General features: G+C 52.2%; 1 rRNA gene. It reads left to right on the forward strand.

What is annotated here, in order from left to right:
* Positions 1 to 299, forward strand: a 23S ribosomal RNA gene (locus Afil_RS10840); the annotation flags it as partial.

Consider the following 299-nt stretch of genomic DNA (forward strand, 5'->3'; position numbering starts at 1 on the left):
AGTAAGGAGCGGAATCCTGAGTACAACGGGACACGTGAAATCCTGTTGGAAGCAGGCGGGACCATCCGCCAAGGCTAAATAAGTAAGAGTGAGCGATAGAGAAGAGTACCGTGAGGGAAAGGTGAAAAGAACCGCGCAAGCGGAGTGAAAGAGAACCTGAAACCGTATGCCTGCAAGAAGTCAGAGCCCGACCAAGGGTGATGGCGTGCCTTTTGTAGAATGAACCGGCGAGTTGCTTTTGAATGCAAGGTTAAGCGGGAAAACGCGAAGCCGAAGCGAAAGCGAGTCTTAAGAGGGCG

Source organism: Allobaculum fili, from assembly GCF_020969955.1.
In the GTDB taxonomy this organism is placed as follows: domain Bacteria; phylum Bacillota_I; class Bacilli_A; order Erysipelotrichales; family Erysipelotrichaceae; genus Allobaculum; species Allobaculum fili.